General features: G+C 59.4%; 35 protein-coding genes. 34 read left to right on the top strand and 1 reads right to left on the bottom strand.

Annotated features, from left to right (window positions below):
- Positions 1-899: 899 nt before the first annotated feature.
- From rpsJ to QP109_RS08660, 24 genes are all read left to right on the top strand, one after another.
- Complete coding sequence (rpsJ, locus tag QP109_RS08775) at positions 900-1,208, top strand: 30S ribosomal protein S10 (RefSeq protein ID WP_006681500.1); 309 nt, start codon at positions 900-902, stop codon at positions 1,206-1,208.
- Positions 1,209-1,219: 11 nt separating this feature from the next.
- Positions 1,220-1,888 carry a 50S ribosomal protein L3 gene (gene rplC, locus QP109_RS08770; protein WP_101627644.1) on the top strand — a complete coding sequence of 223 codons (669 nt, stop codon included), beginning with the start codon at positions 1,220-1,222 and terminating at the stop codon, positions 1,886-1,888.
- A 1-nt stretch (position 1,889) separates the two neighbouring features.
- Positions 1,890-2,534: a 50S ribosomal protein L4 gene (rplD, locus tag QP109_RS08765; RefSeq protein WP_195224875.1), complete on the top strand. Its 645-nt coding sequence runs from the start codon at positions 1,890-1,892 to the stop codon at positions 2,532-2,534.
- On the top strand, positions 2,531-2,836 hold the full coding sequence (gene rplW, locus QP109_RS08760; RefSeq protein ID WP_006681497.1) for a 50S ribosomal protein L23: 306 nt from the start codon (positions 2,531-2,533) through the stop codon (positions 2,834-2,836). The genes rplD and rplW overlap by 4 nt, the downstream gene beginning before the upstream one ends.
- A 24-nt stretch (positions 2,837-2,860) precedes the next feature.
- On the top strand, positions 2,861-3,697 hold the full coding sequence (rplB, locus tag QP109_RS08755) for a 50S ribosomal protein L2 (protein WP_006681496.1): 837 nt from the start codon (positions 2,861-2,863) through the stop codon (positions 3,695-3,697).
- Between the two features lie 16 nt (positions 3,698-3,713).
- A complete protein-coding gene (gene rpsS / locus QP109_RS08750) occupies positions 3,714-3,995 on the top strand; it encodes a 30S ribosomal protein S19 (protein ID WP_006681495.1) in 282 nt (93 codons plus the stop codon).
- Positions 3,996-4,025: 30 nt separating this feature from the next.
- Complete coding sequence (gene rplV / locus QP109_RS08745) at positions 4,026-4,397, top strand: 50S ribosomal protein L22 (RefSeq protein ID WP_006681494.1); 372 nt, start codon at positions 4,026-4,028, stop codon at positions 4,395-4,397.
- Between the two features lies 1 nt (position 4,398).
- Complete coding sequence (rpsC, locus tag QP109_RS08740; protein WP_101627640.1) at positions 4,399-5,199, top strand: 30S ribosomal protein S3; 801 nt, start codon at positions 4,399-4,401, stop codon at positions 5,197-5,199.
- 5 nt (positions 5,200-5,204) lie between these two features.
- Entirely contained in the window at positions 5,205-5,624 is a 420-nt protein-coding gene (rplP, locus tag QP109_RS08735; protein ID WP_285024352.1) for a 50S ribosomal protein L16, read from the top strand.
- Positions 5,624-5,857 carry a 50S ribosomal protein L29 gene (gene rpmC, locus QP109_RS08730; protein ID WP_006681491.1) on the top strand — a complete coding sequence of 78 codons (234 nt, stop codon included), beginning with the start codon at positions 5,624-5,626 and terminating at the stop codon, positions 5,855-5,857. The genes rplP and rpmC overlap by 1 nt, the downstream gene beginning before the upstream one ends.
- A 5-nt stretch (positions 5,858-5,862) precedes the next feature.
- Positions 5,863-6,129 (top strand): 30S ribosomal protein S17, encoded by a 267-nt coding sequence (gene rpsQ / locus QP109_RS08725; protein WP_006681490.1) that lies wholly within the window; start codon positions 5,863-5,865, stop codon positions 6,127-6,129.
- Positions 6,130-6,713: 584 nt separating this feature from the next.
- Complete coding sequence (rplN, locus tag QP109_RS08720) at positions 6,714-7,082, top strand: 50S ribosomal protein L14 (RefSeq protein ID WP_006681489.1); 369 nt, start codon at positions 6,714-6,716, stop codon at positions 7,080-7,082.
- The gene (gene rplX, locus QP109_RS08715) at positions 7,082-7,516 is read left to right on the top strand and encodes a 50S ribosomal protein L24 (RefSeq protein ID WP_006681488.1); all 435 of its coding nucleotides are present in this window, start codon (positions 7,082-7,084) and stop codon (positions 7,514-7,516) included. Before rplN ends, rplX begins: the two co-directional genes overlap by 1 nt.
- A 2-nt stretch (positions 7,517-7,518) precedes the next feature.
- Complete coding sequence (gene rplE, locus QP109_RS08710; RefSeq protein ID WP_195224871.1) at positions 7,519-8,064, top strand: 50S ribosomal protein L5; 546 nt, start codon at positions 7,519-7,521, stop codon at positions 8,062-8,064.
- A gap of 3 nt (positions 8,065-8,067) precedes the next feature.
- Positions 8,068-8,253 (top strand): type Z 30S ribosomal protein S14, encoded by a 186-nt coding sequence (locus QP109_RS08705; protein ID WP_006681486.1) that lies wholly within the window; start codon positions 8,068-8,070, stop codon positions 8,251-8,253.
- Between the two features lie 59 nt (positions 8,254-8,312).
- Complete coding sequence (rpsH, locus tag QP109_RS08700) at positions 8,313-8,711, top strand: 30S ribosomal protein S8 (protein ID WP_006681485.1); 399 nt, start codon at positions 8,313-8,315, stop codon at positions 8,709-8,711.
- 15 nt (positions 8,712-8,726) lie between these two features.
- A complete protein-coding gene (gene rplF / locus QP109_RS08695) occupies positions 8,727-9,263 on the top strand; it encodes a 50S ribosomal protein L6 (RefSeq protein WP_270773177.1) in 537 nt (178 codons plus the stop codon).
- Positions 9,263-9,634 (top strand): 50S ribosomal protein L18, encoded by a 372-nt coding sequence (gene rplR / locus QP109_RS08690; RefSeq protein ID WP_101627636.1) that lies wholly within the window; start codon positions 9,263-9,265, stop codon positions 9,632-9,634. The genes rplF and rplR overlap by 1 nt, the downstream gene beginning before the upstream one ends.
- A 28-nt stretch (positions 9,635-9,662) precedes the next feature.
- Entirely contained in the window at positions 9,663-10,355 is a 693-nt protein-coding gene (gene rpsE / locus QP109_RS08685; protein ID WP_101627635.1) for a 30S ribosomal protein S5, read from the top strand.
- On the top strand, positions 10,352-10,537 hold the full coding sequence (rpmD, locus tag QP109_RS08680) for a 50S ribosomal protein L30 (RefSeq protein WP_179369897.1): 186 nt from the start codon (positions 10,352-10,354) through the stop codon (positions 10,535-10,537). The genes rpsE and rpmD overlap by 4 nt, the downstream gene beginning before the upstream one ends.
- Before the next feature lie 2 nt (positions 10,538-10,539).
- Positions 10,540-11,016: a 50S ribosomal protein L15 gene (gene rplO / locus QP109_RS08675; protein WP_006681480.1), complete on the top strand. Its 477-nt coding sequence runs from the start codon at positions 10,540-10,542 to the stop codon at positions 11,014-11,016.
- Positions 11,017-11,202: 186 nt separating this feature from the next.
- Positions 11,203-12,495, top strand: coding sequence for a preprotein translocase subunit SecY (gene secY, locus QP109_RS08670; protein ID WP_285024351.1), 1,293 nt, complete (start codon positions 11,203-11,205; stop codon positions 12,493-12,495).
- Positions 12,492-13,070: an adenylate kinase gene (locus QP109_RS08665; protein ID WP_285024350.1), complete on the top strand. Its 579-nt coding sequence runs from the start codon at positions 12,492-12,494 to the stop codon at positions 13,068-13,070. The genes secY and QP109_RS08665 overlap by 4 nt, the downstream gene beginning before the upstream one ends.
- Before the next feature lie 5 nt (positions 13,071-13,075).
- Positions 13,076-13,984 carry a type I methionyl aminopeptidase gene (locus QP109_RS08660; protein WP_285024349.1) on the top strand — a complete coding sequence of 303 codons (909 nt, stop codon included), beginning with the start codon at positions 13,076-13,078 and terminating at the stop codon, positions 13,982-13,984.
- 169 nt (positions 13,985-14,153) lie between these two features.
- Here QP109_RS08660 and QP109_RS08655 read toward each other — a convergent pair whose 3' ends face one another.
- Complete coding sequence (locus tag QP109_RS08655) at positions 14,154-14,372, bottom strand: hypothetical protein (protein ID WP_285024348.1); 219 nt, start codon at positions 14,370-14,372, stop codon at positions 14,154-14,156.
- A 450-nt stretch (positions 14,373-14,822) separates the two neighbouring features.
- Between QP109_RS08655 and infA the strand changes: the two genes are divergently transcribed.
- The 10 genes from infA (at position 14,823) to rpsI (ending at position 21,315) form a co-directional block, all read left to right on the top strand.
- Positions 14,823-15,044 carry a translation initiation factor IF-1 gene (gene infA, locus QP109_RS08650; protein ID WP_101627630.1) on the top strand — a complete coding sequence of 74 codons (222 nt, stop codon included), beginning with the start codon at positions 14,823-14,825 and terminating at the stop codon, positions 15,042-15,044.
- 39 nt (positions 15,045-15,083) lie between these two features.
- Complete coding sequence (gene rpmJ, locus QP109_RS08645) at positions 15,084-15,197, top strand: 50S ribosomal protein L36 (protein WP_003790577.1); 114 nt, start codon at positions 15,084-15,086, stop codon at positions 15,195-15,197.
- A gap of 146 nt (positions 15,198-15,343) precedes the next feature.
- Complete coding sequence (rpsM, locus tag QP109_RS08640; RefSeq protein ID WP_006681474.1) at positions 15,344-15,718, top strand: 30S ribosomal protein S13; 375 nt, start codon at positions 15,344-15,346, stop codon at positions 15,716-15,718.
- A 69-nt stretch (positions 15,719-15,787) separates the two neighbouring features.
- Positions 15,788-16,198, top strand: coding sequence for a 30S ribosomal protein S11 (gene rpsK / locus QP109_RS08635; protein WP_006681473.1), 411 nt, complete (start codon positions 15,788-15,790; stop codon positions 16,196-16,198).
- A gap of 146 nt (positions 16,199-16,344) precedes the next feature.
- Positions 16,345-17,343 carry a DNA-directed RNA polymerase subunit alpha gene (locus tag QP109_RS08630; RefSeq protein WP_101627629.1) on the top strand — a complete coding sequence of 333 codons (999 nt, stop codon included), beginning with the start codon at positions 16,345-16,347 and terminating at the stop codon, positions 17,341-17,343.
- Between the two features lie 43 nt (positions 17,344-17,386).
- A complete protein-coding gene (rplQ, locus tag QP109_RS08625) occupies positions 17,387-17,875 on the top strand; it encodes a 50S ribosomal protein L17 (protein WP_285024346.1) in 489 nt (162 codons plus the stop codon).
- Between the two features lie 340 nt (positions 17,876-18,215).
- Positions 18,216-18,965, top strand: coding sequence for an ROK family protein (locus tag QP109_RS08620; RefSeq protein WP_101627627.1), 750 nt, complete (start codon positions 18,216-18,218; stop codon positions 18,963-18,965).
- Positions 18,953-19,993: a tRNA pseudouridine synthase A gene (locus QP109_RS08615; RefSeq protein WP_285024345.1), complete on the top strand. Its 1,041-nt coding sequence runs from the start codon at positions 18,953-18,955 to the stop codon at positions 19,991-19,993. The genes QP109_RS08620 and QP109_RS08615 overlap by 13 nt, the downstream gene beginning before the upstream one ends.
- Positions 19,994-20,336: 343 nt before the next feature.
- Positions 20,337-20,780, top strand: a complete 444-nt coding sequence (gene rplM, locus QP109_RS08610) for a 50S ribosomal protein L13 (RefSeq protein ID WP_285024344.1) — start codon at positions 20,337-20,339, stop codon at positions 20,778-20,780.
- 43 nt (positions 20,781-20,823) lie between these two features.
- Complete coding sequence (rpsI, locus tag QP109_RS08605) at positions 20,824-21,315, top strand: 30S ribosomal protein S9 (RefSeq protein WP_006681467.1); 492 nt, start codon at positions 20,824-20,826, stop codon at positions 21,313-21,315.
- The last annotated feature ends 173 nt before the right edge of the window (positions 21,316-21,488 follow it).

The following is a 21,488-nucleotide window of genomic DNA, read 5'->3' as shown; positions in this document are numbered from 1 at the left end:
GTGCTTGTTCGTGGTTGTTTGTGTGCTTGTTCGTGGTTGTTTGTGTGCTTGTTCGTGGTTGTTTGTGTGCTTGTTCGGCGGAGCAAGATGTGCTCTTGAACGTGAAGGTCAGCAGATCGCGACGGCGAGCTCCGGCGCCGAAGTCGGCTGCGACGGGTGGTCGTGATGTTCAGTTCAAGTTCACGTGGATTGGTGAGCAAACGCCTGAGGGTGCGGATGCGAAGACTCAGGCGGGTATTACGTACACGGTGAAGTACAAGCCCGCCCGGCTGGGTCGAACACTCCGAGCACGCCGAACACCCCGAACACCACGAATTCGGGGCCGCGAAAGATTGCGAAGACTGGCTTCAATCGAGGCCTCGTTGGAGGTCTCGGACTCCTCTTCCTGGTCGCGGGCGTGCTTGCGGTTCGCCAGAAGCGCAGCTGAAACGCTCAGCGCCATTAGCGAGCACTAGGCGCCTGTGGAACACTGAACCTCTGGTCGGTGCCCTACAGGCGCCTCGCGCTACTACACCCCATGTAGACGACACGCCCGAGTGCGGGTACACTGATTCGCGGCGCTTCAAGCACCTGCGCGCCAAAAGCTCCACGCCGAAGCGCATGAGGGCTGGTGAGCAAATTGATCGTCCGTGTAATGTATGAGGATTCACACTCCAGATGGCGAGTTCAAACTTGCTAGGAAAGGTGTGGCTCTGTCAAACTTGAACGGTTGCCTCGCGACATGTGGGGCGGTTCCGCAGGGATTCTGCGGACTGGGCTGAAACGCCCGTGATCTTTGGACAAGACAACGGTCCACCTTCACATAAGAAGGAACCGCGCAATACGTGTGTCACTTTTTTAAGCGACACGCCCGAGTGCGGGGACCGGTGACGAATCTGTACGAGAAGAGGTAAGACGGCATGGCGGGACAGAAGATCCGCATCCGGCTGAAGTCGTATGACCACGAGGTCATCGACAGCTCCGCGCGCAAGATCGTGGACACCGTGCAGCGAGCAGGTGCCACTGTTGTGGGCCCGGTTCCACTGCCGACCGAAAAGAACGTGTTTGTCGTCATTCGGTCGCCCCACAAATACAAGGACAGCCGCGAGCACTTTGAGATGCGCACACACAAGCGGCTCATCGACATCATCGACCCGACGCCGAAGGCCGTCGATTCGCTCATGCGTATCGACCTGCCCGCAGACGTCAACATCGAGATCAAGCTCTGAGGACATCTGCAATGACTACTGACAACAAGCAGCACGCAGCTGCGCCGATTAAGGCGTTGCTCGGCCGCAAGCTCGGCATGACCCAGGTTTGGGACGCTGACGGCCGCCTCGTGCCCCTCACTGTCGTGCAGGTCGGCACTAACGTTGTGACCCAGGTTCGCACCGAAGAAGTCGACGGCTACACCGCCGTTCAGATCGGTTTCGGCGAAATCGAAGCACGCAAGGTCACCAAGCCTCTCGCAGGCCACTTCGCAAAGGCTGGCGTCGAGCCTCGTCGTCACCTGACCGAGGTCCGCACCTCCGCCCATGACTCTTACGAGGTGGGTCAGGAACTCGACGCTTCCACCTTCGAGGCTGGACAGGCTGTTGACGTTTCCGGCAACACCAAGGGCAAGGGCTTTGCAGGCGTTATGAAGCGTCACGGCTTTGCCGGCGTTTCTGCTTCGCACGGTGCACACCGTAACCACCGCAAGCCCGGTTCGATCGGTGCTTGCGCAACCCCCGGACGCATCTTCAAGGGCCTGCGCATGGCCGGCCGCATGGGTGGCGTTCGTCGTACCGTCCAGAACCTCAAGATCCAGGCAGTCGACACCGAGAAGGGCCTGCTGCTCATCAGCGGCGCCATCCCGGGTCCGAAGAACTCCGTGGTCCTGGTTCGCTCGTCCGTGAAGGGTGCGTGAAATGGCTGACGTTCAGACCATCGACGTCTTCGATCTCAAGGGTAAGAAGGCAGCTTCGGTTGACCTCCCCGCCGAGATCTTCGACGTTCCCACGAACATTCCGCTGATGCACCAGGTCGTCGTTGCACAGCTTGCTGCTGCCCGCCAGGGTACGCACGCAACCAAGACGCGTGGCATGGTTTCCGGTGGCGGCAAGAAGCCGTTCCGCCAGAAGGGCACTGGTAACGCTCGTCAGGGCTCGATCCGTGCACCGCACTTCACCGGTGGTGGCATCGTCCACGGCCCGCAGCCGCGTGACTACGATCAGCGCACCCCCAAGAAGATGAAGCAGGGCGCACTCCGCTCCGCTCTGTCTGACCGTGCACGCGCAGGTCGCATCCACATCGTCACCGCTCTCATCGAAGGTGAGAAGCCGTCGACGAAGTCCGCTCTCGCAGCGCTTCGCGCGATCGTCGAGGACCGTCAGGCTCTCGTCGTCATCGAGCGTAACGATGAGCTCACCGCTCTCAGCCTGCGTAACGCTCCCGAGGTTCACGTTCTTTGGGCAGACCAGCTGAACACCTACGACGTCCTTGACGCCGACGATATCGTGTTCACCCAGGCAGCCATGGAGTCCTTCCTCGGCACCAAGGAGGAGACCAAGTGAGCACCCTCGAAGCGGGCAAGAACCCGCGCGACATCATTCTGAAGCCCGTCGTCACCGAGAAATCCTCCATCCTCATGGATGAAGGCAAGTACACCTTCGAGGTTGACCCGCGCGCCAACAAGACCGAAATCAAGATTGCCATCGAAGAAATCTTCGGTGTCAAGGTCGGTCAGGTGGCCACTCAGAACCGTAAGGGCAAGACCTACCGGACCCGCACGGGTCAGGGCAAGCGCAAGGACGTCAAGCGAGCAATCGTGACCCTGCGTGAAGGCGCCATCGACATCTTCGGCGATCAGGCCTGAAAACCGGAGAGGTAGAGGACAAAAATGGGAATCCGCAAATACAAGCCCACGACCCCGGGTCGTCGCGGCGCGTCGGTCTCCGATTTCGTTGAGATCACCCGCTCCGAGCCCGAGAAGTCGTTGGTTCGTCCGCTGCACAAGACCGGTGGACGTAACTCGAACGGCCGCGTGACCTCGCGTCACCGTGGCGGTGGCCACAAGCGTCAGTACCGCGTCATCGACTTCCGTCGCCATGACAAGGACGGCGTCCCGGCAGTCGTCGCTCACATCGAGTACGACCCGAACCGTACCGCTCGCATCGCCCTCCTGCACTATGCAGATGGCGAAAAGCGCTACATCCTGGCACCGGCCAAGCTGAACCAGGGTGACCGCATCGAAGCAGGCGCCGGCGCCGATATCAAGCCCGGTAACAACCTGCCGTTGCGTAACATCCCGCTCGGTACCGTTATCCACGCTGTCGAACTCAAGCCCGGTGGCGGCGCAAAGATCGCCCGCTCCGCCGGTTCGTCCGTTCAGCTCGTCGCCAAAGAAGGCCGCTTCGCCCAGCTGCGTATGCCGTCCGGCGAAATCCGCAACGTCGAAATCACCTGCCGCGCAACGGTCGGCGAGGTCGGCAACGCTGAACAATCCAACATCAACTGGGGCAAGGCCGGCCGTATGCGCTGGAAGGGCAAGCGCCCGCACGTCCGTGGTGTTGTTATGAACCCGGTTGATCACCCGCACGGCGGTGGTGAAGGTCGTACCTCTGGTGGCCGTCACCCGGTTAGCCCGTGGGGTAAGCCCGAGGGTCGTACCCGCCGTCCGAACAAGGACAGCGATCGCCTGATCGTTCGCCGTCGCAAGACCGGTAAGAACCGCTGAGTAGGAGTCGATAACTATGCCACGCAGTTTGAAGAAGGGCCCGTTCGTCGACGACCACCTGCTCAAGAAGGTCGACGCCGCAATCGAATCCGGCTCAAAGAATGTCATCAAGACTTGGTCGCGTCGCTCGGTCATCACCCCGGATTTCCTGGGTCTGACCTTTGCGGTGCACGATGGCCGCAAGCATGTCCCCGTCTTCATCACCGAGTCGATGGTGGGTCACAAGCTTGGCGAGTTCGCTCCCACGCGTACTTTCCGCAGCCACGACAAGGACGATCGAAAGGGACGCCGGCGCTGAGCCGGCCTCCACGGAAGAAGAGGCAGATAAATGGAAGCTAAGGCGCAGGCGCGTTTTGTCCGCGTCACGCCCCAGAAGGCCCGCCGTGTCGTGAACGAGGTTCGTGGCAAGGCTGCTCTGGAGGCCGCTGACATCCTGCGGTTCGCACCGCAGGCAGTCGCCACCGATGTCCGCAAGGTGCTCATGAGCGCCGTTGCCAACGCGAAGGTCAAGGCCGAACAGGCTGGCGAAACCTTCAACGAGGCAGACCTGCTGGTCATCGAAGCATTCGTCGATGAAGGTCCGACCATGAAGCGGTTCCGCCCGCGTGCACAGGGACGCGCAGGTCGCATCCTGAAGCGCACGAGCCACATCACGCTCGTCGTCGGTACCAAGGAAGACAAGAAGAAGGGAGCCCGCTGAAATGGGCCAGAAGGTTAACCCCACAGGGTTCCGCCTGGGAATCACCACGGATCACCGCTCCCGCTGGTTCTCCGACTCGACCACCAAGGGACAGCGTTACTCTGACTACGTTGCAGAAGACGTTGCAATCCGCAAGAACCTGACCGAAAACCTCGAGCGCGCAGGCATCTCGAAGGTCGACATTGAGCGTACGCGTGATCGTGTCCGCGTTGACCTCCACACCGCTCGCCCGGGCATCGTCATTGGTCGTCGTGGCGCAGAGGCTGATCGCCTCCGCCAGAACCTCGAAAAGCTCACCGGCAAGCAGGTTCAGCTCAACATCCTCGAGGTCAAGAACCCCGATTTGGATGCTCAGCTTGTCGCACAGGGCATTGCAGAACAGCTCGCTGCTCGCGTTTCCTTCCGTCGTGCAATGCGCAAGGGCATTCAGTCCGCGCAGCGCGCAGGCGCCAAGGGTATTCGTGTTCAGGTTTCCGGTCGCCTCGGTGGCGCCGAAATGAGCCGTTCCGAGTTCTACCGTGAGGGTCGCGTTCCGCTTCACACCCTCCGCGCGAACATTGACTACGGATTCCACGAGGCACGCACGACCTTCGGTCGTATCGGTGTCAAGGTGTGGATCTACAAGGGCGACATCACCGAGCGCGAGTTCGCACGCCAGCAGGCCGAGCAGGCCAACCGTGGCGGACGTCGCAGTGATCGTCGTGGCCAGCGCCGCGGCGGACGCCAGAACCAGGAGACCGCTCAGCAGCAGGCGCCCGCAACCGAGGCACCCGCAGCTACTGAAAACGGATCGGAGGCCTGAGCCCAATGCTCATTCCCCGTCGTACAAAGTGGCGCCGTCAGCACCGCCCGCACCGTACCGGTAATGCAACCGGTGGCACCGAACTGGCGTTCGGCGATTACGGTATCCAGGCACTCACCGGCGCATACCTGACCAACCGTCAGATCGAGGCAGCTCGTATCGCTATGACGCGTCACATTAAGCGTGGCGGCAAGGTGTGGATTAACATCTTCCCGGACCGTCCGCTGACCAAGAAGCCGGCTGAAACCCGAATGGGTTCCGGTAAGGGCGCGGTTGAATGGTGGGTTGCCCCCGTCAAACCGGGTCGTATTCTGTTCGAGCTGGGCGGCGTCGACGAGACGCTTGCACGCGAAGCTATGCGTCGCGCTCAGCACAAGCTTCCGATGAAGACCCGTTTCGTGGTCCGAGAGGGTGGTGACATCTGATGGCGGAAAAGGCACTTACCCCTTCCGACCTCGATGCCATGGACGACGCCCAGCTGTCCAAGGAACTCGAGAAGGCTAAGGCCGAGCTCTTCAACCTGCGCTTCGCACAGGCTGTTGGCAACCTCGAGGATCATGGTCGCATGAAGACCGTGCGCCGTGACATCGCCCGTATCTACACGATCGCGCGTGAGCGGGAGCTTGGCTACCGCACCGCCCCGAGCACTGAGGAGTGATTCTGATGGCAGATAGCACCGCGCGTAACGACCGCAAGGTTCGTATTGGCCTGGTTGTTTCTGACAAGATGGATAAGACCGTCGTTGTCCAGATTGAGGACCGTGTGAAGCACGCCCTCTACGGCAAGGTCATGCGTCGTAACAAGAAGGTCAAGGTTCATGATGAGAACAACGAATGTGGCATTGGCGACCGCGTTCGCATCATGGAGACTCGTCCGCTTTCCGCTACCAAGCACTGGCGAGTAGTGGAGATCATCGAAAAGGCCAAGTGATTCATCACTGAGCTTTGTAAGGAGCCCGGTTCCCCGGTTTAGGGGAGCCGGGCTCCTTGCTGTTTTGCGCGCTTTCCTCGCGCTTGTTCAAGAAATACCTTCTCCCTGCGACCGCGCTTGTTCACGCTTGAGCCCGCTTGTTCACCGTTGGCCACCCCTTTTTGACCGCGCTTGTTCAAGAAATCAAGCATCGTTGTTTGCGCCTATTCGCGTGTGTTGGTCAATGAAGCCACGTGGCCTCGTGAACCCGAAATGGTGAACAAGCGCGGTGGTGGAGGGACGGGATTGGGTGAACAAGCGGGATAGAAGAAGGGGATTCGCTGAACAAGCGCGGTGGATGGGGCGCACCTCACGAAACTGGCGGTTTCAAGTCAGTGGGGAAGTGGGGTACTCTTGGAGGGTTGCGTGACGCAAGGTGCACTGTGCCTCGCGTCGGTAGTGAGAGCGAGCAACACCATATTTAATCCTGTGGTGCGTTCTCACTATTGTCGGCATCGATGCGCAATAGTTCATGCACGTTCGGCAAGGCTCGAGGGAAGTAATGCTCCCAACAGAACCAGCTCGACAACAGGAGTCAATAGAAAATGATCCAGCAGGAGTCGCGACTTAAGGTCGCCGACAACACGGGTGCAAAGGAAATCCTGACCATCCGCGTGCTCGGTGGCTCGGCTCGACGCTACGCGGGTATTGGTGACACCATCGTCGCCACCGTCAAGGACGCAATCCCCGGCGGCAACGTCAAGAAGGGCGAAGTCGTCAAGGCAGTCGTAGTCCGCACTCGCAAAGAAACCCGCCGTCCCGACGGTTCGTACATCCGTTTCGATGAGAACGCAGCCGTCATTATCAATTCCAACGGCGAACCGCGTGGCACGCGTATCTTCGGCCCCGTCGGCCGTGAGCTGCGCGACAAGCGCTTCATGCGTATCGTCTCGCTCGCACCGGAGGTGATCTGATGGCAGCCAAGATCCGTAAGGGTGACCTGGTTGAGGTCGTTCGCGGTCGTTCATCCGACGAGAAGAAGCTTGCAGAGCGCAACGCCCGCCGTGCAGCCGAGGGCCTCGAGCCCCTCAAGGCTGGCGACAAGGGCAAGCAGGGACGCGTCATCAAGGTTTTCCCGGCTGAGGGCAAGGTCCTCGTCGAAGGCATCAACCTGAAGACCCGTCACGTTCGCCAGGGCCAGACCCAGGGTCAGACCGGCGGAATCGAGACCATCGAAGCCCCGATCTCGATCGCAAAGGTCGCACTGGTCGATCCCGAAACCAAGCAGCGCGTGCGCGTCGGCTTCCGTGAGGACGTCGTCGAGCGCGATGGCCGCACCCGCACCGTCCGCGTTCGCGTGACCCGCGGTGGCGCCAAGCGCGGCATCGAGCAGGGCAAGGAGATCTGAACATGACCCCGCGTCTCAAGGAAAAGTACGTCTCCGAAATTCGTGACGCCCTCCGCGCCGAGTTCAAGCATGAGAACATCATGCAGGTTGCCGGTCTGACCAAGATCGTCGTGAACATGGGTGTTGGCGAGGCAGCTCGCGATTCGAAGGCACTCGAGGGCGCAATCCGCGACCTCACCGCTATCACTGGCCAGAAGCCCGTGACCACCAAGGCAAAGAAGTCCATCGCACAGTTCAAGTTGCGCGAAGGCCAGGCCATCGGTGCTCACGTCACGCTCCGTGGCGATCGTATGTGGGAATTCCTCGATCGTCTTCTCTCCACTGCTCTTCCGCGTATCCGCGACTTCCGCGGTCTGTCGGCCAAGCAGTTCGACGGTCACGGTAACTACACCTTCGGTCTGACGGAACAGTCCATGTTCCACGAGATCGACCAGGATTCGATCGACCGAGTTCGCGGTATGGATATCACCGTCGTTACCTCGGCCTCCACCGATGATGAGGGCCGTGCGCTCCTGCGTCATCTCGGATTCCCGTTCAAGGAGGACTGACCCATGGCGAAGACATCCCTGAAGGTCAAGGCCGCACGTAAGCCGAAGTTCGGCGTTCGTGCATACACGCGTTGCAACCGTTGTGGTCGCCCCCACTCGGTCTACCGCAAGTTCGGCCTGTGCCGCGTTTGTCTCCGCGAGCTCGCCCTTGCTGGCGAACTCCCCGGAGTCACCAAGAGCAGCTGGTAAAACACTGACGTCGTAGGTCTCAAAAGGAGAAACCACGACGAGGAAGGGGAATTTCCCCAATGACAATGACTGATCCCATTGCAGACATGCTGACGCGTCTGCGTAACGCGAATCGTGCGCATCACGATACGGTTTCCATGCCGTACTCCAAGATGAAGAACGCGATCGCAAACATCCTGGTCGAAGAGGGCTACATTGCTTCGACCTCGGTTGAGGATGCCCGCGTGGGCAAGACCCTCACCATCACGCTGAAGTACGGTTCGCACCGCGAAGCGGCCCTCCAGGGGCTGCAGCGCGTTTCCAAGCCGGGTCTGCGCGTGTACGCCAAGTCCACCAACCTGCCTAAGGTCCGCGGCGGCCTGGGCGTGGCAATTCTGTCCACGTCCTCCGGTCTGCTTACCGACCGTCAGGCAGCCGACAAGGGTGTAGGTGGGGAAGTCCTCGCCTACATCTGGTGAGTAGGAGGCTGAACAATGTCGCGAATCGGTAAGCAACCCATTGCTATCCCCGCAGGCGTCGACGTCACCGTTAACGGTGCAGACGTTAAGGTGAAGGGCAAGAAGGGCGAACTTTCACACACCGTCGCAGCCCCTATCACGGTGGCTATTGAAGACGGTCAGATTCTGGTTTCCCGCCCGAACGACGAGCGCCTTTCCTGTTCGCTCCACGGTCTGACTCGCACCCTTATTGCGAACATGATCGTCGGCGTGACCGAGGGCTACAAGAAGGAACTCGAAATCACCGGTACCGGTTACCGCGTGGTCGCCAAGGGTAAGAACCTCGAGTTCTCTCTCGGCTTCTCGCACACCGTTCCGGTCGAAGCTCCGGAAGGTATCGAGTTCACCGTTGAGTCGCAGACCAAGTTCACGGTCCACGGCATCGACAAGCAACTCGTTGGCGAAACCGCAGCTCGCATCCGCAAGCTGAAGAAGCCTGAACCCTACAAGGGCAAGGGCATCCACTACGTGGGTGAAACGATCCGTCGCAAGGTCGGAAAGGCTGGTAAGTGATGGCGTACACGGTCAAAGGCAAGGGCAAGTTCGTCGCTCGCAAGCGTCGTCACATTCGCCTTCGCAAGAAGATCAACGGTACCCCGGCGCGTCCGCGCCTGGTCGTTACCCGCTCGAATCGTCACATCGTTGCTCAGGTTATCGACGACACCGTCGGTCACACCCTGGTTTCTGCCTCCGACTTCGAGTCCGGCGTCGAAACCATGACTGGCACGAAGACCGAAAAGGCAACCAAGGTTGGCGCTCTCATTGCAGAGCGTGCGAAGGCAGCCGGCATCACCGCCGTTGTCTTCGACCGTGGTGGCAACAAGTATTTCGGCCGCGTTGCGGCCGTCGCCGAAGCTGCCCGCCAGGGTGGCCTTGAGCTGTGACCGGATCGAAGGAAAGAGAGATCATCTGATGGCTGCACCGCAGCGAGGCAGGAACGGTCAGGAAGGCTCTGAGCGTTCGGGCGACGGCGAGCGTCGCGACCGCCGCAATGGTCGTGGCGACCGCGAAACACGTCGTGGCAACGAAAAGAATGAATACATCGAACGTGTTGTGACCATCAACCGCGTTTCCAAGGTTGTGAAGGGTGGACGTCGTTTCTCCTTCACCGCTCTGGTTGTCGTGGGAGATGGCGAAGGCACCGTCGGTGTTGGCTACGGAAAGGCCAAGGAAGTTCCCCAGGCCATTTCCAAGGGCGTTGAGGAAGCGAAGAAGAATTTCATTCGCGTCCCGATGATCCGTCGCACTATCACGCACCTGGTTCAGGGCCACGATGCCGCCGGCACCGTGCTTCTGCGCCCGGCAGCACCGGGAACCGGCGTTATCGCCGGCGGTCCGGTCCGTGCAGTGCTCGAGGCAGCTGGCGTGCACGACGTGCTCACCAAGTCGCTCGGCTCTGACAACGCAATCAACATCGTTCACGCGACTGTTGACGCCCTCAAGCAACTGGAACAGCCTGAGGCTGTTGCAGCACGTCGCGGTCTTCCGCTGGAGCGCGTTGCTCCGGCTTCGATGCTCCGCGCACGCGCAGAGGGTGAAGCTGAGAAGCGTGCCAAGGCTGAAAAGGCTGAGGCAGAAAAAGCTTCCGCGGGGGTGAATGAGTGATGGCGAACATCAAGATCACGCAGACCAAGTCGTCGATCGGCGCCAAGCAGAACATGAAGGACACTCTGCGCACCCTCGGGTTGCGTAAGATCGGCCAGAGTGTCGTCCGTGAGAACACCGAGACCGTTCTCGGTGCAGTTCACACGGTTCGTCACCTGGTGACTGTTGAGGAGGTCGACTGACCATGGCGGACTCCAAGTCCACAACAGGCGAAAAGGTGCAGATCGTTAAGCTGCACCACCTCCGTCCGGCCCCCGGCGCCAAGACCGCCAAGACCCGCGTTGGTCGTGGTGAAGGCTCCAAGGGTAAGACGGCTGGTCGCGGTACCAAGGGTACGAAGGCTCGCTACCAGGTGGCAGCAGGCTTCGAAGGTGGCCAGATGCCGATTCACATGCGTCTGCCCAAGCTCCGTGGCTTCAAGAACCCGTTCCGCGTTGAGTACCAGGTCGTCAACGTTGCCAAGCTTGAGGAACTGTTCCCCAAGGGTGGCAAGGTGACGGTCGAGGATCTTGTCGCAAAGCACGCGGTTCGTGACGGCGCTCCGGTTAAGGTGCTCGGCACCGGTGAGCTCACCGTCAAGCTTGAGATCGAAGTTGATTCTTGGTCAGCTTCTGCTCAGGAGAAGATCACCGCAGCTGGCGGAACCATTTCTGCACGCTGACAACTGATTGGGGGGTGGTCCGGCATGAACCCGGACCGCCCCCTTTTAATCTCTTAAACTGATAGACGGTTCCTCGCAGAACCTTTGAACCCAAGACCGATGTCTACACGGAGCCATTTTTCCGGTAGTCTGGCACGGTCGCTAGGGCACATGCTCCAGCATTCCCATTACCCGTAGGAGGAAGCCTTGCTCAGTGCATTCGCACAGGCGTTCCGCACCCCTGACCTTCGTCGTAAGCTGCTGTTTACGCTGTTTATCATGGCGATGTTCCGCCTGGGTTCATACATTCCGACCCCCGGCGTTGACTCGACCGCGATTCAACAATGTCTTGCTCAGCAGGAAGAAGCGAATCTTCTTGACCTCGTGAACCTGTTCTCCGGTGGCGCGTTGCTTCAGCTATCGATCTTCGCGCTCGGCATCATGCCGTACATTACAGCGTCGATCATCATTCAGCTTTTGCGTGTTGTCATTCCGCGTTTCGATGACCTTCATAAGGAAGGGCAAACTGGTCAAGCCAAGCTGACGCAGTACACGCGTTATCTGACGATCTTCCTGGGCGTCCTGCAGGCCACGACGACACTGACATTGGCTCGCACCGGACGTATGTTCTCCGGTTGTTCCGCGAAAGTGTTGGCAGATGACTCTTGGTGGATGTTCCTTATCATGATCATCATCATGATGGCGGGTACCGGCGTGGTCATGTGGCTCGGCGAATTGATCACCGAGCGCGGCATCGGCAATGGCATGTCGCTCCTTATCTTTACCTCGATCATTGCCCGTCTGCCCTCCCAGATGCTGTCCATCGGTCAGTCTGGCAAGTGGGGTGCCGTGATCGCGATCCTTCTGCTCCTCTTCGCCGTCACGCTTGCCGTGGTGTTCATTGAGCAGGCTCAGCGCCGCATTCCAGTTCAGTACGCGAAGCGCATGATCGGTCGTCGTCAGTACGGTGGCACGACTACGTACATCCCGCTGAAAATCAATATGTCTGGCGTTATCCCGGTCATCTTCGCTTCGTCGATTCTTGCCTTGCCGTTGATGATTGCTCAGTTTGGTGCCCAGACCGACGGTTGGGTTCAGTGGCTTTCGGCGAACCTGCATCAGGGATCGTGGGTCTACCTCACGATTTATGCACTCCTGATTCTCTTCTTCGCCTTCTTCTACACGGTGATTACCTTTAACCCTGAAGAGGTTGCTGACAACATGAAGCGCTACGGTGGCTTCATTCCGGGTATTCGCGCAGGTCGTCCGACCGCCGAGTTCCTGTCTTATGTCATTAACCGCATCACGAGCGCCGGCGCGCTCTACCTTGTGATCGTTGCCCTGTTGCCATCACTCCTTATCATTCCGCTGAAGATTTCCCAGTCGCAGATGCCGTTCGGAGGAACGACGCTCCTGATTATCGTGGGTGTCGGTCTGCAGACCGTGAAGGAGATTAATACTCAGCTCCAGCAGCATCACTACGAAGGGTTCTTGCAATGACCGCCATGGTTCTTCTGGGCCCGCCCGGAGCAGGCAAGGGAACGCAAGCTACTCGTATCGCGGAAAAGCTGAGTATTCCGGCTATTTCTACGGGTGAGATTTTTCGTACGAACATGTCTGAAGGCACTGAGATTGGCCTGCAGGCCAAGGCATTCATCGACCGTGGTGAGTTCGTTCCCGACTCGGTGACCAACGCGATGGTGAAGGCGCGACTGTCTTCTCCGGACACTGCGAACGGTTTCCTTCTTGACGGCTACCCGCGCAACGTGGAACAGGCTCATGTGCTTGCCGACATGTGCGCAGAGATCGGCATCAAACTTGACCTGGTTCTTGAAATCCAGGTTGACGAGGACGAAGTTGTGACCCGCATGATGAAGCGTGCCGAGGAACAACATCGCACCGATGACACTGAGCCTGTCATGCGTCACCGCCTTGAGGTCTACCACCAGCAGACTAAACCGGTTGCAGCGTACTACGCCGACCGTGATCTGCTTCGGGTTGTTGATGGTTCGGGTTTGATCGACGAAGTGACCGAGCGTATTTTCGCTGTCCTCGATTCTGTCGCGAAGAACTGACCGTTATGCAGCGTATTGAGTTGAAGACTCGAGACCAGATCCGCTGGATGCGTGAGGCTGGTTTGGTTGTTGCTGACATTCACGCGAGCCTGCGCCAGGCGGTGCGTGCTGGTGTGACTACGGCTGAACTGGATGAAGTGTCCGCCGACGCGATTAGGCGTGGGGGAGCGACCTCGAACTTCCTCAATTACTACGGCTACCCGGCCACGGTCTGCATCTCCGTGAATGATGTGGTTGTCCACGGTATTCCTGGCAAGCAGAAGCTGAAGGATGGGGACATCGTCTCCTTCGACTGCGGTGCTTGGGTGTCTCACGGTGGCAAGCAGTGGCACGGTGACGCGGCGTTCTCCATCATCGTGGGTGACGAGTGGGTGGATGACGAGTCTTTCATGGCAGGAAAGCGCGGCTTGGGTGCTCATCCGCAGGGAGTTGACGAGGCCACAATGAAGCGACGCCGTGAACTGGACGTTGTGACGCGCGAGTCCCTGTGGGCGGCTCTCGCTTCCCTCGAAAAGGGGCGTCGTATTTCCAGCGTCGGTCGCGCCGTCGAAGAAGTCGTTGCCAAGTATGACGATGAGTTCGGCTGGGAAGCCGGCATCATCGAGGAATACACAGGCCATGGTATTGGCACCGCGATGCACCAGGATCCCGAGGTTTTGAACTACGACGCTCGTGGAATCTTCCCGCGCGTGAAGCCCGGTATGGTGCTTGCGGTCGAGCCGATGCTGACTTCGGGTTCGATCGAGACGATCACCGAGTCTGACCAGTGGACTGTCCGCACCATCGATGGTTCCGACGCGGCCCATTGGGAGCACACGGTCGCGATCCTTGATGACGGCATCAGCGTGCTCACCGCCCCCGACTATGGGAAGGCCGGGCTCGCGCCTTTCGGGGTCGAACCGATCGAGCTCTGACACGGGTACTGTAGCGCCGACCCTGCTCCTCGTGGCGAGGTCGGCGCGCTGTAAGCACGATGGTGTGCACAGTGGCGCGGACACTTACCTTTGTCCGTACTCCCGCGACTCTCCTGCCGGAGTATCAGGAGGCTGGGCGATCGGTGATCGACTGAGCCCAAGCCGACCGTTAGCGGGGGGAGTGTTCGTCCGGGGAATGTCCTGATTTCTTCGAGGAGCTGTAGCTCTTCACGACGATGACCAAGGCGCGGACGATGTAGACGAGGGCGCCTACCCAGAAAATCCAGTTCCAGCGCGGTGCACTCAATGCGACGCCTACGAGACAGAGGGCGAAGCCGACGTTCCACCAGACAGCGCTACCGGTTGATGTTTTGCCGTTCATGAACATGATGCCACCACCCGTCTGAGTTTGTGCGTCATGACAACTCCTTTGTTGATCTGAGGCAGGCGATCCCAGTGTATCAATGTCTTCGAGACAGAGGCCGCTTTCGTTGCGGACGATGCCTTGTGGGGTGCGGAATGATGATGCTCTGTGCGGCTTCCCGGTGTCATTGAAACGGCAAGGCATCACAGTAGGGGGAGGAGGGCGAGGCCTTTTACCTCGTCCGGTGCACTGCTCGACGCTTGTTGATGAATCCTGCCCGTGCTCCGGTCCTCGTCGATGAACCGTGCCGAAGGTGAGGCAGTCGACAGTGCAGTCGACTACCAGAGGGATGTGCTTTTGCTGTATCGTAGATCTTCGGGCGTGTCGCATGTCGACTGTGTTGTACGTGCTGTATGCGCCCCGCGGCCCTTGGGCCACGACTCATCCGAAGAACGTAGAGGACAGACGGAGGATATGGCAAAGAAAGACGGCGTCATCGAAATGGAAGGCACGGTCGTTGAGGCCCTGCCGAACGCGATGTTCCGTGTGGAACTGACCAATGGGCACGTTGTGCTCGGTCACATCGCTGGAAAGATGCGACAGCACTACATTCGAATCCTCCCCGAGGATCGAGTTCTCGTCGAACTGAGCCCCTACGACCTCTCCCGAGGCCGTATCGTCTACCGCTACAAGTAAACCCCGACACGACCGTCTACGGACGGTGGAGGAATAACCATGAAGGTCAAGCCGAGTGTCAAGAAGATTTGTGACAAGTGCAAGGTGATTCGTCGCCACGGCAATGTCATGGTCATCTGCGACAACCCCAGGCACAAGCAACGTCAGGGCTGAAACCCTCACGTAGCTGACCCGGGCGCAACCGCCCACAGGATCACATCAAGCGCGAATACGCGACCCTCGGTTCGGAGGCCGAGGCCGGATGGCTCATCCGGAAGATGTGATGACGACCTCCGAGGAATAACTGGAGCACCAACAACATGGCACGTATTGCCGGTGTCGACCTCCCCCGCGAAAAGCGACTGGAGATTGCACTTACCTACATTTACGGAGTCGGCCGCACCCGCGCCGCCGAGACCCTCGAAGCGACGGGCGTCAGCCCGGACGTCCGCGTGAAGGACGCCACCGAGGAAGATCTCGTCAAGCTCCGTGAATACATCGAATCGAACTTCAAGGTTGAGGGCGACCTTCGCCGCGAGGTTCAGGCTGACATTCGCCGCAAGATCGAAATTGGCTCTTACCAGGGCCTTCGCCACCGTCGTGGCCTGCCGGTCCATGGTCAGCGCACCAAGACCAACGCTCGCACCCGCAAGGGCCCGAAGCGCACCGTTGCAGGCAAGAAGAAGGCCAAGTAAGGCCTAAGAACTTCCAGCCTTTACGGCGGATAGTTCTTCATACGACTGAAGAAGGAACTGTTAAACACAATGGCAGCTGCAAAAACTTCGCGCTCCGGTGCCGCTCGTAAGCCGCGCCGCAAGCTCAACAAGAACGTCACCCACGGTCACGCGTACATCAAGTCGACGTTCAACAACACCATCGTTTCCCTGACCGACACCACTGGTGCCGTTATCGCCTGGGCCTCGTCTGGCCAGGTCGGCTTCAAGGGTTCGCGTAAGTCCACCCCCTTCGCTGCGCAGCTTGCAGCAGAGGCGGCCGCGCGTCGCGCCCAGGAACACGGCATGAAGAAGGTCGACGTCTTCGTTAAGGGGCCCGGCTCTGGCCGTGAAACCGCGATCCGTTCCCTCCAGGCTGCTGGCCTTGAGGTCGGCTCGATCCAGGACGTTACCCCTCAGGCACACAACGGCGCTCGCCCCCCGAAGCGTCGTCGCGTCTGATTCGTCGCACCGGGATGCTTTGCCGCCCGGCATTGCATCTCCACGTCTGAGCACACCACTCGGTCGTGCTCACACCCTCCGTCCCACTCACGTGGGATCCACTGTCCGGCGTCATATGGCGGGCGCCGGGAAGAAAGGACCAAGACGTGCTCATTGCAGAGCGACCAATCCTCACCGAGGAAAAAGTCAGCGAACACCGTTCACGCTTCACACTCGAACCCCTCGAACCGGGCTTCGGCTACACGCTGGGTAACTCCCTGCGTCGTACCCTGCTCTCTTCGATCCCGGGCGCGGCGGTCACGTCCATCCGTATCGATGGCGTTGCCCACGAATTCCGTACTATCGAAGGTGTGAAGGAGGATGTCGCAGAGATCATCCTCAACATCAAGCAGATCGTCCTCTCTTCTGAGATGGATGAACCCGTCGTGATGTACCTGCGTAAGGCCGGCCCCGGTGTCGTCCTCGCTGGCGACATCACCCCGCCTGCAGGCGTTGAGATCCACAATCCGGATCTTCACCTCGCCACCCTCAATGACAAGGGCAAGCTCGAGATCGAACTGACCGTTGAGCGTGGACGCGGTTACGTTTCCGCAGCGCAGAACAAGGATCCTCAGGCTGAAATCTCGCGGATTCCGATCGATTCGATCTACTCGCCGGTTGTCAAGGTCACTTACAAGGTCGAGGCAACTCGTGTTGAGCAGCGTACCGACTTTGATCGCCTCGTCATCGACGTGGAGACCAAGCCGGCGATCACTCCGCGCGATGCTCTTGCATCGGCTGGCAAGACCCTTGTTGAACTGTTCGGCCTCATGCGCGAACTGAACGAGGAAGCAGAAGGCATCGAAGTAGGTCCATCGACCACCGACGAAACCCTCGCAGCAGACCTTGCTCTGCCGATCGAAAGCCTGAACCTGCAGTCTCGTTCTTACAACGCGCTGCGTCGTCGTGGGATCCTCACCGTGGGCGAGCTTGTCGCCCACTCCGAGGCTGATCTTCTTGATATTCGTAACTTCGGCACCAAGTCGATCGAAGAGATCAAGGAATCTCTGGCCACTCTCGGCATGACACTCAAGGATTCGGTTATGCCGATCCCGGGTGCCTCTGAGTCTGGTTCGGTCCAGTTCAGCGACGAACAGTCCATCTGACCCTTATGCGTCCGATGGACGCACCTAATCCGTAGGAGACACAATGCCCACCCCCAAGAAGGGTGCTCGTCTGGGCGGAAGCCCGGCACACCAGAAGCTGATCCTGGCGAACCTCGCGACTCAGCTCATCGAACACCGTGCACTCACGACTACCGAAGCCAAGGCTAAGCTTCTGCAGCCTTACTTCGAGAAGCTCGTGACCAAGGCAAAGCGTGGGGACATGCACGCTCGTCGCACGGTTGCTAAGAAGATCACCTCGAAGGAAGCACTCTACGTGCTCTTCGACGAGATCGCGCCGGCCATCGATTCTGAGCGTCAGGGTGGCTACACCCGCCTCATCCGCGTTGGTAACCGTAAGGGTGACAACGCTCCTCTCATGCGCATCGAGATTGTTCTCGAGAAGCTCGAGAAGAAGGCTGTTGTGAAGAAGGCTGAAGACACTGCCGCCAAGGCAGCTGAAAAGCCGGCTGAAAAGGTTGAGGAAGCCCCCAAGGCCGAAGAGACCGAGGTTGAGGCACCCGAAGCTGAGTGACTAGGTCGCGGGCTTGCCCGTGATTGACTCTCACTTTTGAGGTGGGGTCGGAAACGCATCGGCGTTTCCGACCCCACCTTTTTGTCTGCGCCCACCGCGCTTGTTCAGCTGGGGGTGTTCTTTGTGGCTTTGCTTGTTCGTGCCGGGGGTGTTCTTTGTGACCGCGCTTGTTCGTGCTCAGGTCGTCTATCTGGTGTATGCAGGCGACCCCATGGCGGTGAACAAGCATGGTGGGAATTGGCGAATAGTCGGACTTAATCGGTGAACAAGCGCGGTGGGAATCGACGAAAACTCGGGCTAAATCAGTGAACAAGCGTGGTGGATCGTTAGAGTTGGTGGCATGTCTGAACCCATGACGCTCGCCATTGACTGCGGTGGCGGCGGAATTAAAGGCTCCGTCGTTGACGAACGAGGCACGATGATCGCACCGGCGATTCGTACCCCTACGCCGTACCCGCTACCGCCGGAGCTCTTGATCGAAGTCGCGCAGGATCTGGCGAACAACCTCCCTCAAGCTAACCGTGTGACCATGGGAATGCCTGGAATGATCCGACACGGAGTGGTTGTGGCTACCCCGCACTACATCACGCGCTCCGGCCCTCGCTCCAAAGTGGTTCCCGAGCTTGTTGAACGTTGGGACCATTTCGACATGGGACGAGGCATCGAAAAAGCTCTTGGCTTGCCCACGAGGGTTTTGAATGACGCTGAGGTTGCTGGCGCCGGTGTCATTACCGGTACGGGGCTCGAAATGATCATCACCCTAGGGACGGGCCTCGGCAATGCGGTCTTTGATTCCGGGGTGCTGGCACCTCACGTTGAAGTGTCGCAGGGCTTCGTCCGTTGGGGCCTGACCTACGACGATTACATCGGGGAACACGAACGGCTACGACTCGGAGATGCACACTGGTCGCGTCGCGTCCGTCGCGTCATCGATGGACTTCGTCCCATGTACATGTGGGACCGTCTCTACCTTGGCGGAGGCAACTCGAAGCTGATTACAAGCGGACATCGCGCCCGCCTGGGTGACGATGTCATCATCGTGCCCAATGATGCAGGCATCATTGGGGGAGTGCGCGCGTGGTCTCTATGAGCAACTCTGACCCCTTAGCTTCCACCGCGCTTGTTGAAAAATCCGCTGCGCTTGTTCAAGCACCTCACATTCTTCGCATCTGTCTTGAGCTCAGCTACGACGGGACGAATTTCCACGGGTGGGCTTCCCAGCCAGGCCAACGAACCGTGCAAGGTGAAATTGAAGCTGGCCTAGGCCTCGTACTTCGGTGCCCAACTGTGCTGACGGTCGCTGGGCGAACGGATGCCGGAGTGCACGCGCGCCATCAAGTGGCCCACTTCGACGTTGAACAAGCGCGGTGGGAAAAGCTCGCGCCTCGAGGAGCAGAACCGACTGCGGAGGCCTGTGCGACCGCGCTTGTTCGCCGATTGAACGGTGTGATTGCGCGCGCGTACGGGCAGTGGATGCGCGATCGCGCCCTGAATGTGCCCAAAGGTGCGGCCGATGTTGTGATCCGCGAGGCGCATGTTGTTTCATCGGATTTTGATGCGCGTTTTTCTGCTCTAGGACGTCACTACTGCTACCGGCTGATGAACGGGGCAGTTGATCCGCTCCGCCGTTTTGATGTGCTGAGTCTTGAACACCCCCTAGATGTTGACCTGATGAATCGGGCAGCAGCCCAATTGCTTGGCGAGCATGATTTTCTGTCGTACTGCCGGCCACGCGAGGGAGCCACAACGATTCGCACACTGACACGCCTGGAATTCAAGCCGTCTTCAACCGCGCTTGTTCACCGTTCGGGGGCGCTTACTCCTCAACAGGGCGCGCCAGAGTCTGCGCTTGTTGAGTGTTTTGTCGATGCTGATGCGTTCTGCCACTCGATGGTGCGTTCGCTTGTTGGCGCGCTTGTTGAAGTGGGGCTGGGGCGCCGGAGCGTCGACTGGCCGTATGAGTTGCTTCAAGCCTGCTCTCGAACAAGCGCGGCGCCGATTGCTCCTGCGCACGGACTGACTCTGGAGGGAGTGGACTATCCGGCGCCGGATCAGTGGGCCTCGCGCGCTCAACAAGCGCGGTCCCGTCGCGATTCGTGTTGTGGCGACGGGAGTTAGGCCCAGTCTGCCTTGGTACGCCAGCGTTCGTGCCCGCTTGTTCACCAATTCACGAGGCCGGAATCATCGCCGGAACGGTTTTCTTCGGGTTGCCGGTACGGTGAACAAGCGCGGTGGGGGTGGTCATGGCAACTGAGGGATCGGACACAAAGGCTCAGCAACTTTGACCGGCTCAATCCTGCCCGATAGACTTGATGATGCTGTGCGTTAGCTAGCGCCCTCGGTGTATTCCCACTCGCCGTTGAGCTGCAACTGACGCCTCGCGCGAACCGTTACATCGCGAGCACGATCCTGACATTGGGGATTGATGCTCCATGACTGACAAGAATTGAAGGTTACGCCCGTGCGCACCTATTCACCCAAGCCTGGGGACGCAGACAAGAAGTGGTACGTCATCGACGCCACCAACGTCGTCCTCGGTCGCCTGGCGGCTCAGGTTGCCGCCATTCTTCGTGGGAAGCACAAGCCGACGTTCGCCCCTCACATGGATATGGGTGACAACGTCATCATCATTAATGCGGACAAGGTCGTTCTGACCGGTAAGAAGCTCGAGCAGAAGATGGCCTACCGCCACTCTGGTCGTCCCGGTGGTCTGACCGCAACCTCCTACCGTGACCTCATGGCCAAGTCGCCTGAGCGTGCGGTTGAGAAGGCCGTTCGCGGCATGCTTCCTCACACCAGCCTCGGCCGTATGCAGCTCAAGAAGCTGCATGTTTACGCCGGTGCTGAGCACCCCCACGCCGGCCAGTTGCCGGTTCCCTACGAGATCACCCAGGTTGCTCAGTGAGCTTCGTGCCACTGAATAATCGACATAAGCACTGAGGAGAACCGTGGCTGAGACCACCGAAATCGTCGAGCTGGATGAGGAGAACGCCCCTAGCTCGTACACCACTGAGACTGAAACCGCGCCCGCAGGCGCCGGCCAGTCCATCACCGCGCCCGGCGCGGGCCTTGGTCGCCGCAAGGAGGCCGTTGCCCGTGTTCGTCTGGTTCCCGGAACCGGCGAATGGAAGATCAACGGACGCACCCTCGAGGATTACTTCCCGAACAAGCTGCACCAGCAGCTCGTGAAGTCCCCGTTCGTCCTTCTTGACCTTGATGGCCGTTTCGACGTTGTCGCCCGTATCAACGGTGGTGGCATTTCCGGCCAGGCAGGCGCCCTGCGCCTCGGCATTTCGCGCGCTCTCAATGAGATCGACCGCGATGCCAACCGCCCGGCACTCAAGAAGGCTGGCTTCCTGACTCGTGACGCACGCGTCATTGAACGTAAGAAGGCAGGCCTCAAGAAGGCACGTAAGGCTTCGCAGTTCTCGAAGCGCTGATTCTTCGTTTTCTTGGCTTGTGGCCCTGCTCCTTGTGGAGCGGGGCCACAAGTGTTTTTAGGGCATCCTGCTACTCGGAGCTCACTGCGCTTGTTCAGGGTTAAGTAGCAAAAAGTGTGTCTGAGCTCAGACGTTCTTGCTGCTCAGGTTAGCTAAATCGGGTCTATATATGG

Source organism: Pauljensenia sp. UMB9872 (assembly GCF_030212665.1).
Lineage (GTDB): Bacteria > Actinomycetota > Actinomycetes > Actinomycetales > Actinomycetaceae > Pauljensenia > Pauljensenia turicensis_B.
Note: the sequence above shows the minus strand (reverse complement) of the source record. Positions and strands in the feature narration are given on the sequence as shown.

Excerpts from the sequence above, each read along its gene's own strand:
- rplR (WP_101627636.1), top strand. The coding sequence starts at position 9,263 with ATGGCGTACACGGTCAAAGGCAAGGGCAAGTTCGTCGCTCGCAAGCGT.
- rplE (WP_195224871.1), top strand. The coding sequence starts at position 7,519 with ATGACCCCGCGTCTCAAGGAAAAGTACGTCTCCGAAATTCGTGACGCC.
- rplC (WP_101627644.1), top strand. The coding sequence starts at position 1,220 with ATGACTACTGACAACAAGCAGCACGCAGCTGCGCCGATTAAGGCGTTG.
- rpsK (WP_006681473.1), top strand. The coding sequence starts at position 15,788 with ATGGCAGCTGCAAAAACTTCGCGCTCCGGTGCCGCTCGTAAGCCGCGC.
- rpmC (WP_006681491.1), top strand. The coding sequence starts at position 5,624 with ATGGCGGAAAAGGCACTTACCCCTTCCGACCTCGATGCCATGGACGAC.
- rpsM (WP_006681474.1), top strand. The coding sequence starts at position 15,344 with ATGGCACGTATTGCCGGTGTCGACCTCCCCCGCGAAAAGCGACTGGAG.
- rpsE (WP_101627635.1), top strand. The coding sequence starts at position 9,663 with ATGGCTGCACCGCAGCGAGGCAGGAACGGTCAGGAAGGCTCTGAGCGT.
- rpsS (WP_006681495.1), top strand. The coding sequence starts at position 3,714 with ATGCCACGCAGTTTGAAGAAGGGCCCGTTCGTCGACGACCACCTGCTC.
- QP109_RS08705 (WP_006681486.1), top strand. The coding sequence starts at position 8,068 with ATGGCGAAGACATCCCTGAAGGTCAAGGCCGCACGTAAGCCGAAGTTC.
- rplO (WP_006681480.1), top strand. The coding sequence starts at position 10,540 with ATGGCGGACTCCAAGTCCACAACAGGCGAAAAGGTGCAGATCGTTAAG.
- rplV (WP_006681494.1), top strand. The coding sequence starts at position 4,026 with ATGGAAGCTAAGGCGCAGGCGCGTTTTGTCCGCGTCACGCCCCAGAAG.
- rpsQ (WP_006681490.1), top strand. The coding sequence starts at position 5,863 with ATGGCAGATAGCACCGCGCGTAACGACCGCAAGGTTCGTATTGGCCTG.
- rpsJ (WP_006681500.1), top strand. The coding sequence starts at position 900 with ATGGCGGGACAGAAGATCCGCATCCGGCTGAAGTCGTATGACCACGAG.
- rplD (WP_195224875.1), top strand. The coding sequence starts at position 1,890 with ATGGCTGACGTTCAGACCATCGACGTCTTCGATCTCAAGGGTAAGAAG.
- infA (WP_101627630.1), top strand. The coding sequence starts at position 14,823 with ATGGCAAAGAAAGACGGCGTCATCGAAATGGAAGGCACGGTCGTTGAG.
- rplN (WP_006681489.1), top strand. The coding sequence starts at position 6,714 with ATGATCCAGCAGGAGTCGCGACTTAAGGTCGCCGACAACACGGGTGCA.
- QP109_RS08665 (WP_285024350.1), top strand. The coding sequence starts at position 12,492 with ATGACCGCCATGGTTCTTCTGGGCCCGCCCGGAGCAGGCAAGGGAACG.
- rpmJ (WP_003790577.1), top strand. The coding sequence starts at position 15,084 with ATGAAGGTCAAGCCGAGTGTCAAGAAGATTTGTGACAAGTGCAAGGTG.
- rplP (WP_285024352.1), top strand. The coding sequence starts at position 5,205 with ATGCTCATTCCCCGTCGTACAAAGTGGCGCCGTCAGCACCGCCCGCAC.
- rpsC (WP_101627640.1), top strand. The coding sequence starts at position 4,399 with ATGGGCCAGAAGGTTAACCCCACAGGGTTCCGCCTGGGAATCACCACG.
- rplF (WP_270773177.1), top strand. The coding sequence starts at position 8,727 with ATGTCGCGAATCGGTAAGCAACCCATTGCTATCCCCGCAGGCGTCGAC.
- QP109_RS08620 (WP_101627627.1), top strand. The coding sequence starts at position 18,216 with ATGTCTGAACCCATGACGCTCGCCATTGACTGCGGTGGCGGCGGAATT.
- rplB (WP_006681496.1), top strand. The coding sequence starts at position 2,861 with ATGGGAATCCGCAAATACAAGCCCACGACCCCGGGTCGTCGCGGCGCG.
- QP109_RS08660 (WP_285024349.1), top strand. The coding sequence starts at position 13,076 with ATGCAGCGTATTGAGTTGAAGACTCGAGACCAGATCCGCTGGATGCGT.
- rplX (WP_006681488.1), top strand. The coding sequence starts at position 7,082 with ATGGCAGCCAAGATCCGTAAGGGTGACCTGGTTGAGGTCGTTCGCGGT.
- rplQ (WP_285024346.1), top strand. The coding sequence starts at position 17,387 with ATGCCCACCCCCAAGAAGGGTGCTCGTCTGGGCGGAAGCCCGGCACAC.
- QP109_RS08655 (WP_285024348.1), bottom strand. The coding sequence starts at position 14,372 with ATGTTCATGAACGGCAAAACATCAACCGGTAGCGCTGTCTGGTGGAAC.
- rpsH (WP_006681485.1), top strand. The coding sequence starts at position 8,313 with ATGACAATGACTGATCCCATTGCAGACATGCTGACGCGTCTGCGTAAC.